The following is a 10,196-nucleotide window of genomic DNA, read 5'->3' as shown; positions in this document are numbered from 1 at the left end:
GGTCTGAAACCCGCTGCCTGGCGGCGTTTTGCGCTCCGCCGGCAGCTGGCAGCCGGTTGGCCGCGCCAGGGGCATGACCACTTGGTCAGGTTGCGCGCAAGTCTCCCGGCTCATTTTGCAGAAATTTCTCCTTGTAGATTAGGAAAGGGCTGGCATGTCGGGGCATGGCTACTCGCTAAAGTAGCCACATACCGCTCCTCCCCGGGGTGGTATCCCCGATGAGGGCCCGACCCCTTGGCCCTCTTTCCATAGCGCTGCATGCTTTTGTATGCGGCGCTTCTTTTTTGCGGCTTCGGCTCCACAGTGCTACCAGACCCGAATCTTGATCTGCAGCGAAATGCAGCCGTCCACCTTGCCCCGCATGGTTGGGACATAGATCAGGTTCGCACCCAGGCGTCCGTATTCGATGCTGATGACCGGCGCGGCCATCGGGGACCAGCCGCCATGATTGATGTCCGGGTACCCGCGCACCGCGCCGGCCATCGCGCCGATCCGGAGCGGGCCCAGGTGCAAGGGCTGCCAGGAGAGACTCGCGTAAGTAGAGTGCTCGCGCATGCTGTTGCGGTACTCGCCGGCGGATAAGGTGAAATCCTCGCTCACGCGGAAATCGGCGCCGACTCCCCAGTTGTACGCGTTGTAGTGCGCCGTGTGATTGAAGTGATACGAGAGAAACCCTGCGTTCAGCCAGACCTGCGGGCTGAAGGCGGGCGCCGGGGCCTCCGGCGGCGTGGCATCGTCCGCGCGCACGGGTACGTTCCACATTGATGCGCACAAGGCAAACACCATGAGCAGTCCGCGCGGAAAAAGGCGATATCCCGCCGCGCCAGGGACTGGATAGGCATCCATGGCCGCTTCCTTTCTTGTTTTTCGTGGCTGTGGGCGGGCTGGGCGCGCATCAGTCGACGCGTGGGTCCAGCCATCCTGCGCGAGTCCGGCATGGCGCCGGTAGCCCTAGGTGGCAGCGGTATGCATGGTGTTCCCCCGGTTGCGTGGCAAACGCGAACTCGTGCCGCGTGCTTGCCGGCCGGTTCGTCATATTTCGCGGCCACCCGGTCGGGCGGTCCGTGGTTGTACTTATCGTGATACCAGTCTGGTGCTCCGGCGCGGTCGATTCAATCCGTCGAACGCTCTAAGCCTATGGAGGGGATTGGAGGGCAAGCGGTTGTCAACGTCGCGGCCGGCAGGAGCGTTCCGCGCGCCGGATGGGCCAGGATGTGGCAACAAGTATCGGGATTGAAATTAAATGAATATTTTCAAAGGTAATTTCAATCGATTTGCCTGGTCGCAATCTTTCTTCGACGTGTATGTTTTGCCTGATAGTGCAATTGGCTCGCCAGGCAGACCGGGCGTTCCGAGAGCGCGCCGGAGCTGGAATCTGAGTGGAAATGGAATCACATGACCGAATCGCCTGCCTGCTATCGTCACGAGCTGCCTGCGCGGGTTGCGATCTTCGACCTGGATGGGACGATCATCGATGCCGCCGCGGATATTGCGGCGCAGATCAATCTGCTCCTGCAGGCAAGACGCCTCCAGCCTTTGACAGTCGCCGAGGCGACCACGCTGCTCGGAGACGGGCTCAGGGTCTTTGCGTCGCGTGCGTTTCAACTGCGCGGCGCCGAGATCGGGGATGACGAATCCTCGTCGTTCATCCAGGGCTATTTGGATGCACCCGTAGCGGAGACACGGCTATATCCGGAGGTAAGGAAGGTACTGGCTGAACTGACTGGAGAGGGGTGGCGCCTGGTGGTATGCACCAACAAGATCGAGGCCGCAGCTATCCACATTCTTGAGGAACTCGGCGTTCTCTCATTCTTCGACGTAGTCTGCGGCGCCGATACAGTCCCATGCTGCAAGCCGAGCCCGGTGCACCTTCAACATGCCCTGGCGCGTGCCGGCCTGCTTCAGCAGCGTGCTGTGATGATTGGCGACAATCGCGTGGATGTGCTGGCCGCCAGGGCGCTCGGCATACCGTCGGTGTTCGCCGGGTGGGGTTACGGGCACCGCGATACGGGCAAGGAAGCCACAATAGCCGCAGCCCGCTTTGGCGACTTGCCGCCGGTCCTCGCGTTGGTGGCGGGCTGAGCGGCGGGCGCGGGCGAGCCCACTGGCTTCCCGGCGCCGCGCCTGTACGTATGTTGGTCGCGCCGGCGTGAGCGCTTCGGTTTTACTGATTCTTCAGCGCCGCGAGCACCCGTGTTTCAACCTCTCTGATCCAGGCGATCCTTGCAATCGCCGTAGGCGTGCGAGTCATTGGGGTGCAGCCGCTGGCATCGTGCCTTCTCCTGATCGTAGGCCCGAGCGACGTCGGCGTTCTGGCGAAGGCAATCCCGAAACGCAAGGTGCCGGACGATATCGTTGCATGGCGGCCAAGACCGTACCACTGGCTACATGAAGCCCAGAAACAACAAAGCCCAACCGCGATGGCTGGGCTAGGTGCTTGAATCTGTTGGTGCCGAAGAGAGGAATCGAACCCCCGACCTTCTCATTACGAATGAGCTGCTCTACCGACTGAGCTACTTCGGCCACATCGTTCGTAAGACAACCCGAACGAGCCCGCAATAATAGCAGCGTTTATTTTTCCTGTGAACCCCTGCGCCAAAAAAATCCTCGGAGCGAACTGCGGTTGCCGCCTCAGGGTGGCGCCGCGGCCATTCGGATGGCGTTCTTGGCTCAGGCCAGCACGATCACCGCGGTGGATGCAGCGGAGGTTATTCGCGATGCAGCGACCGACCGCACCAACCGTCTGCGACGATGTCGGCCACATGCGGGTGCGTTGTCTGTTGGCGTGCGGGACAGGGACAAAGCATAAAAAAAACGGGACCAGCGACTGGCCCCGTTCCTTTCAACGCGTGCTGCTCGCTGGCGGCAATCAGCCCGCCGTCTTCTCTTCCTGGTGATAGCGCGTGACGCGTTCCACCTCGTTCTTTGACCCAAGGATCACCGACACGCGCTGGTGCAGTTTCTCCGGCTGGATGTCCAGGATGCGCTCAACACCGTTGGTGGCCGCGCCGCCGGCTTGCTCGACCAGCATCGCCATGGGGTTGGCTTCGTACATCAGGCGCAGCTTGCCGGGTTTTTCCGGTTCGCGCTTGTCCCACGGGTACATGAAGATGCCGCCGCGCGTGAGGATGCGGTGTACGTCGGCCACCATCGAGGCGATCCAGCGCATGTTGAAGTTCTTGCCGCGCGGGCCTTCGTCGCCGGCCAGGCATTCGTCGATATAGCGGCGCACGGGCGGGGCCCAGTGGCGCATGTTGGACATGTTGATCGCGAATTCCTTGGTGTCTTCCGGGATCATCACGTCGGATTGCGTCAGCACGAAGCTGCCGGCTTCGCGGTCCAGCGTGAACATGTGCACGCCGTTGCCGACGGTCAGCACCAGCGTGGTCTGCGGGCCGTACACGGCGTAGCCGGCGGCGACCTGGCGGCTGCCGGCCTGCATGAAGTCGGTCTCGGTTACGGTCTGGCCCGGCTTGGGCATGTGCAGTACCGAGAAGATGGTGCCGATCGACACGTTCACGTCGATGTTGGACGAGCCGTCGAGCGGATCGAACAGCAGCAGGTATTCGCCCTTGGGATAGCGGTTCGGGATCTCGTAGAAGCTGTCCATTTCCTCCGAGGCCATGGCGGCGAGGTGGCCGCCCCATTCATTGGCGTCGAGCAGGACTTCGTTGGCGATCACGTCCAGCTTTTGCTGGGTTTCGCCTTGCACGTTGCCGGTGCCGGCGGAGCCGAGGATGCCGGCGAGGGCGCCCTTGCTGACGGAATTCGAAATGGCCTTGCAGGCGCGCGCCACCACTTCGATCAGCAGCCGCAGTTCGGGCTCGATCGTGTTGTGCTTGCGCTGCTCCTCGACCAGGTAGCGGGTGAGGCTGATGCGACTCATGGGGATTCTCCTTGAATGRCGGCAATTCTACATGGGCGCCAGCCCGGCCGGCCACTGGGGCGGGCCCGCGGCCTGCCGGTGGCGGGCGGGCGGGGGCCCGCCATCCGCCACCAACCGCTGTGCTGCGTTACGCCGCCAGCGCCTTGCTGACGATCTCGCGGACGTCGCGCGACAGGTCGCTGGCCGCGGCCACCTGCTCCAGCGCCGCGCGCATGCGGTCGCGCAGCGGCAGGGCATATTTCTGCCAGCGGTCCATGACCCGCGCCAGGCGCGAGGCCACCTGCGGGTTGATGGCGTCCAGCGCCAGCACCTGCTCGGCCCAGAAGGCATAGCCCGAGCCGTCCTCGGCATGGAACTGCGCCGGGTTGGCCGCGCAGAAGCTGAAGATCAGCGAGCGCGCGCGGTTGGGGTTGCGCAGGTTGAAGGCCGGGTGCTGCATCAGCGCGCGCACGGTCTCGATGGTGCGCTTGCCTGCGTGGCCGGCGGCCTGCGGCCCGACGGTGCCGCGCTGCATGCCTTGCAGCGAGAACCATTTGTCGATCACCAGCGCGTCCTGCTCGAAGCGCTGGTAGAAATCCGCCAGCGCGGCTTCGCGCCCCGGCGCGAAGGTGTTCACCATCGCGCTCAGCGCGGCGAAGCGGTCCGTCATATTGTCGGCGGCCTGGTACTGCGCCTCGGCCAGCGCCTGCATGGCGGCGTCGCCGCTGTCGGCCAGGTAGCCCAGTGCCAGGTTGCGCAGTGCGCGCTTGCCCGCGGACACGGCGTCCGGGCTGTAGGCGCCGGGCGTGGCATTGGCTTCGAAGGCGGCCAGCCAGTCGGCCTTCAGCGCACGCGCCAGCGCTTCGCGCATGAACTGGCGCGCGCGGTGGATGGCGGCCGGATCGGCCACGCCCATGCGCTCGGCGAGGTAGGCCTCGGCCGGCAGCGTCAGCGTCTGTTCGCGGAAGGCGGGGCTGAGTTGCGCATCGTTGAGCACGGTGCGCAGTGCCGCCACCAGTGCCGGGTCGAGGTTGAGCTCGTGGCCGGCCTGGGACTGCGCCACCAGTTGCAACAGGGCGCGCGTGGTCAGGCGCTGGCCCGCTTCCCAGCGGTTGAACGGGTCGCTGTCGTGGGCCAGCAGGAAGGTGAGCAGTGCCTCGCTGTAGTCGGCATCGACGATGACCGGCGCGGAGAAGTCGCGCAGCAGCGACGCCAGCGGGGGCTCGGCGCCGCGCGGCAGGTTGACAAAGCGGAAGCTTTGCTCGGCTTCGGTGAAGTCCAGCACGCGCGTGGTGGCGCCGGGCTGGCTTTCGCCTTCGAGTTGCAGCGGCAGGTCTTTCCCGTCGGCGTCGATCAGGCCCAGCGCAAAGGGGATGTGGAAAGGCAGTTTGTCCGGCGTGCCGGGATGCGTTTCGATGCCCACCTTGGGGCAGCTTTGCGACAGCGTCAGCGTCAGGCTGCCGTTGGCGCCATCCCAGGCGGTGCGCACGGTAACCACCGGTGTGCCGGCCTGGCTGTACCAGCGGCCGAACTGGGTCAGGTCGCGCCCGTTGGCGTCGGCCATGGCCGCACGGAAATCGTCGCAGGTCACGGCCTGTCCGTCATGGCGCCGGAAGTACAGGTCCATGCCCTTGCGGAAACCATCGCGGCCCAGCAGGGTCTGGTACATGCGCACGACTTCGGCGCCTTTTTCATACACCGTCACGGTGTAGAAGTTGTTGATTTCCTCGTAACTGTCGGGACGCACCGGATGCGCCATGGGGCCGGCGTCCTCGGGGAACTGCACCTGGCGCAGCATGCGCACGTCCTCGATGCGCTTGACCGCGCGGCCGGATTCGGAGCCCATCATGTCGGCCGAGAATTCCTGGTCGCGGAATACCGTCAGGCCTTCCTTGAGCGAGAGCTGGAACCAGTCGCGGCAGGTCACGCGGTTGCCGGTCCAGTTGTGGAAATACTCGTGCCCGACCACCGATTCGATATTGCCGAAGTCGGTGTCGGTGGCGGTCTGGGCGTTGGCCAGCACGTACTTGGTGTTGAAGATGTTGAGGCCCTTGTTCTCCATCGCGCCCATGTTGAAGTCGCCCACCGCGACGATCATGAAGCGGTCGAGATCCAGCTCCAGGCCGAAGCGCCGCTCGTCCCAGCGGATCGAGTGGATCAGCGAATCCATGGCGTGCCGCGTCTTGGGCAGGTCCTGCGGCTCCACCCAGACCTGCAGCAGCTTTTCCTTGCCSGAGGCGGAGGCGATGCGTTCCTCGATGCACTCCAGTTTGCCGGCCACCAGCGCGAACAGGTAGGCGGGTTTCTTGAACGGGTCTTCCCAGACGGCTTCGTGGCGCCCGYCCGGCAGCTCGCGCTCGCCGATCAGGTTGCCGTTGGACAGCAGCACGGGGTAGGCCGCGCGTTGCGCGCGCAGCGTGACCCGGAAGGTCGACATCACGTCGGGGCGATCCAGGTAATAGGTGATCTTGCGGAAGCCCTCGGCTTCGCACTGGGTGAAGAAGTTGCCGTTGGACACATAGAGCCCGGACAGCGACGTATTGGCGGCCGGCTGGCAGGCGGTGACGATTTCCAGCGTGCCTTGCGCGGGAAGTTCGGGCAGGGTCAGGCTGTCCGCTTCCTGGCGCGCGCCATCCAGCGGCTTGCCGTCGAGGCTGACGCCGACCAGTTCCAGTTCCTCGCCGGCCAGCACCAGCGGGCCCGGTCCCTGGCGGGTGAAACGCAAGGTATTGGTGACCACCGTGCGGGCGGGATCGAGTTCAAGCACAAGGTCGACGYGCTCAAATGCGAAGGCCGGCGGAGTATAGTCTTTGCGGTGGACGGTAACGGGCGTGTCGGTGCGCAGCATGGAAGAATCCTGTCCTCTGTGGGCCACTTTGGGCGGCTTGGTCGCCATGGGCACGGGGGGAGGGAGGGGCGCAGCCCCTGCCGGGCCGCGCGCCCAGGCACTGAAAAACCCATTGTAGCCAAGCGGCGGGACGACGGCTCGGATGCGCCGCGGCGCCGCGGAATTTCGCCCGCCCGGCACGGTCTGAATCACGTGGCTAACAACAATCGGTGTGGGGGCATCATGACCGGACTATGGTTTTGCAGGGAATGGAGCCGGCTGGCCGGCAGGGGCTTGCGCGGCAGCAGGCTGGTGGCGGGCATGGCCCTGCTTGGCGTGGCGCTGCTGTCCGGCTGCGCCAGCACCGTCACCACGGAGGTGACGGCCTTCAGCCAGGGCAACTGGCAGAACGATCCGCCGCGCACCTATGCCTTTGATCACGGGGCAGGCAAGGAGGGCCGGTTCGAGGACCAGACCTACGAGCAATGGCTGGCGCAGGCGTTGACGGGGGTCGGCTTCGAACAGGTGGCGCGCCCGCAGGCGCACTACCTCGTCAATATGGAATACGACAGCAACTCGGGGCTGATGCGGGTGCAGGAGACCGTGTACCCTGATCCCTGGTATGGCGGCCCGTACTGGGGGCCTTACTACCGCCCTTGGGGACCCTGGGGCTGGGGCGGTCCGGGCTACTGGCCGCCGCAAACCGTCGTGCGCGATGTGCCGGTGACGCAGTCCACGCTGCGCGTGTTCTTCAAGGATGCGGCTACGGGGCGCCGTGTGTACCAGGTTACCGCGCAACACCGCGACGAGAACGCGTCCCTGCAGACGGCGATGCCGTACCTGATCCGCAGCGCCTTCGTGCAGTTTCCGGGCGAGAGCGGCCGCTCCCGGCGGGTGACATTGCCGCTGGATCCGAATGACAAGTAGACATGAGGCAAATGGAGGAGGCTGGGCATTGCCCGCGCGCGGGTAAAAACTGAATTGCCCGGCGAAAGGCCYTAAAACYCYGGATGCACCTCTGGGAGGGGCTTCGCGCCGGGCTTGCGTGAGCTAGAATGACGGCTCGATTTTTCGGCCCGAGCCGCCGGCGCCCGTTTTTGAAAGCTGCAATGGAAGATTCCGGCAAGCACGCCGGATACGACCTGCGTGGCCCCGGCGGGCACTGGCTGGGCCACTTCCTGGACGAGCATAATGACCAGCAAGACCGGCGGTGATGCACCGCAACATGCCCCCAATAGTCCTGAAGCGCAATTGCGCCTGGCCGCGCTGGAATACCACCGCAGCCCGACCAAGGGCAAGATCCAGGTAACCGCGACCAAGGCACTGTCCAACCAGCGCGACCTGTCCCTGGCCTACTCGCCCGGCGTGGCTTACGCCTGCGAGGAAATCGCCAAGGATCCGGCGATGGCCGCCGAGTACACCTCGCGCGGCAACCTGGTGGCGGTGATCACCAACGGTACCGCCGTGCTTGGCATGGGCGATATCGGTCCCCTSGCCGGCAAGCCGGTGATGGAAGGCAAGGGCTGCCTGTTCAAGAAATTCGCCGGCATCGACGTGTTCGACATCGAACTCGATGCGCGCGACCCGGACAAGATCGTCGAGATCGTGGCGGCGCTGGAGCCGACCCTGGGCGGCGTCAACCTCGAGGACATCAAGGCGCCCGAGTGCTTCTACATCGAGAAGAAGCTGCGCGAGCGCATGAATATTCCCGTCTTCCACGACGACCAGCACGGTACCGCCATCATCTCGGCGGCGGCACTGCTCAATGGCCTGAAGGTGGTGGGCAAGGATATCGCCAAGGTCAGGCTGGCGGTATCGGGCGCCGGCGCGGCGGCCATCGCCTGCCTGGACACCATGGTGAGCCTGGGCGTGACCCGCACCAATGTCTCCGTGGTGGATTCCAAGGGCGTGATCTATGTCGGCCGCGACGCCAACATGGAGCCCAACAAGGCCCGCTACGCACAGGAAACCTCGGCCCGCACCCTGGCCGACGTGGTCGACGGCGCCGACGTGTTCCTGGGTTGCTCGGCTGCCGGCGTGCTGACCGCCGAGATGGTCAAGACCATGGCCGACAAGCCGATCATCCTGGCGCTGGCCAACCCGGAACCGGAAATCCGCCCGGAAGTGGCCAAGGCCGCCCGCCCGGACTGCATCATCGCCACCGGCCGTTCGGACTATCCGAACCAGGTCAACAACGTGCTGTGCTTCCCGTACATCTTCCGCGGCGCGCTCGATTGCGGCGCCACCAAGATCACGGAGGAAATGAAGCTGGCCTGCGTCAAGGCCATTGCCGAGCTGGCCGAAGCCGAGCTGAACGACGCCGTTGCCGCCGCCTATGGCGGCCAGGAACTGAAGTTTGGCCCCGACTACATTATCCCGACGCCGTTCGACCAGCGCCTGATCGAGAAGATCGCGCCGGCGGTGGCCAAGGCCGCTGAAGAATCCGGCGTGGCCACGCGTCCCATCAAGGACCTGGAGGCCTACCGCCAGCAGCTCACCCAGTACGTCTACCATACCGGCCTGATCATGAAGCCGGTGTTCACGGCCGCCAAGGCCGCGCCCAAGCGCGTGGTCTACGCCGAGGGCGAGGAAGAGCGCGTGCTGCGCGCGGTGCAGACCGTGGTGGACGAAGGCCTGGCGCGCCCGATCCTGATCGGCCGCCCGCACGTGATCCAGATGCGCATCGAGAAAGCGGGCTTGCGCCTGAAGGCCGGCGYGGACTTCGAGCTGATCAACCCGGAAGACGATCCGCGCTACCGCGCCTACCACGAGGCCTAYCACGCGCTGCGCGGCCGCGACGGCGTGACGCCCGACATGGCCAAGGTGGCGCTGCGCCGCTCCAATACGCTGATCGGCACCATGCTGATGCATATGGGTGACGCCGACGCGCTGCTGTGCGGCACCGTGGGCCGCTTCGAAGCCCACCTGGAGCACGTGCGGGACGTGATCGGCCTGGCGCCGGGCGCCAAGGTGTTCGCCGCGATGAACGCGCTGATGCTTGAGAAGTACACGCTGTTCATCACCGACACCTTCGTCAATGACGACCCCACCGCCGAGGAACTGGCCGCCATCACGCAGCTGGCTGCCGAGGAAATCGCGCGTTTCGGCCAGCATCCGAAGGTGGCGCTGATGTCGCACTCGATGTTCGGCTCGTCGAACCGGCCGTCGGCCCGGAAGATGCGCGCGGCCCAGGAGATCCTGGCCCGCGAGGCGCCGCACCTGGAAGTGGAAGGCGAGATGCAGGGCGACGCCGCCCTGGTCGAGGATGTACGCCGCCACTTCCTGCCTGGCACCAAGCTGGCTGGCAGCGCCAACCTGCTGGTGATGCCGACGCTGGACGCGGCCAATATCGCCTTCAACCTGCTCAAGATCACGGGCGGACAGGGTGTCACCATTGGTCCGATCCTGCTGGGCGCGGCCAAGCCGGTGCACATCCTCAACCCGCAAGCCACCACGCGCCGCATCGTCAATATGACGGCGGTAGCGGTGGCGGAAGCCAACGCG

The 10,196-nt window shown here is 65.2% G+C and carries 7 protein-coding genes and 1 tRNA gene; 3 read left to right on the top strand and 5 right to left on the bottom strand.

Annotated elements, in window-relative coordinates; translation table 11 throughout:
* Window positions 1–306: 306 nt before the first annotated feature.
* On the bottom strand, window positions 307–846 hold the full coding sequence (locus AC1DKD_RS34400; RefSeq protein ID WP_477102434.1) for a hypothetical protein: 540 nt from the start codon (window positions 844–846) through the stop codon (window positions 307–309).
* Between the two features lie 549 nt (window positions 847–1,395).
* On the opposite strand from AC1DKD_RS34400, the gene AC1DKD_RS34395 reads away from it, so the two are divergent.
* Window positions 1,396–2,082: an HAD family hydrolase gene (locus tag AC1DKD_RS34395; protein WP_441628162.1), complete on the top strand. Its 687-nt coding sequence runs from the start codon at window positions 1,396–1,398 to the stop codon at window positions 2,080–2,082.
* Window positions 2,083–2,198: 116 nt separating this feature from the next.
* Here AC1DKD_RS34395 and AC1DKD_RS34390 read toward each other — a convergent pair whose 3' ends face one another.
* The 4 genes from AC1DKD_RS34390 to pepN form a co-directional block, all read right to left on the bottom strand.
* The gene (locus tag AC1DKD_RS34390) at window positions 2,199–2,381 is read right to left on the bottom strand and encodes a GrpB family protein (RefSeq protein ID WP_441628160.1); all 183 of its coding nucleotides are present in this window, start codon (window positions 2,379–2,381) and stop codon (window positions 2,199–2,201) included.
* Window positions 2,382–2,447: 66 nt separating this feature from the next.
* Window positions 2,448–2,523: transfer RNA gene (locus tag AC1DKD_RS34385), tRNA-Thr, on the bottom strand.
* A 346-nt stretch (window positions 2,524–2,869) separates the two neighbouring features.
* Entirely contained in the window at window positions 2,870–3,886 is a 1,017-nt protein-coding gene (locus tag AC1DKD_RS34380) for a class 1 fructose-bisphosphatase (protein WP_045238606.1), read from the bottom strand.
* A gap of 127 nt (window positions 3,887–4,013) precedes the next feature.
* Window positions 4,014–6,713 (bottom strand): aminopeptidase N, encoded by a 2,700-nt coding sequence (gene pepN, locus AC1DKD_RS34375; RefSeq protein ID WP_477144275.1) that lies wholly within the window; start codon window positions 6,711–6,713, stop codon window positions 4,014–4,016.
* 300 nt (window positions 6,714–7,013) lie between these two features.
* On the opposite strand from pepN, the gene AC1DKD_RS34370 reads away from it, so the two are divergent.
* Window positions 7,014–7,619 carry a DUF4136 domain-containing protein gene (locus AC1DKD_RS34370; RefSeq protein ID WP_441628182.1) on the top strand — a complete coding sequence of 202 codons (606 nt, stop codon included), beginning with the start codon at window positions 7,014–7,016 and terminating at the stop codon, window positions 7,617–7,619.
* A 264-nt stretch (window positions 7,620–7,883) separates the two neighbouring features.
* Window positions 7,884–10,196, top strand: a 2,313-nt coding sequence (locus AC1DKD_RS34365; RefSeq protein ID WP_477112226.1) for an NADP-dependent malic enzyme, incomplete at its 3' end; no start/stop codon positions are given.

Source organism: Cupriavidus sp. 05T313 (genome assembly GCF_056396665.1).
This window is presented reverse-complemented; position numbering and strand designations above follow the sequence as displayed.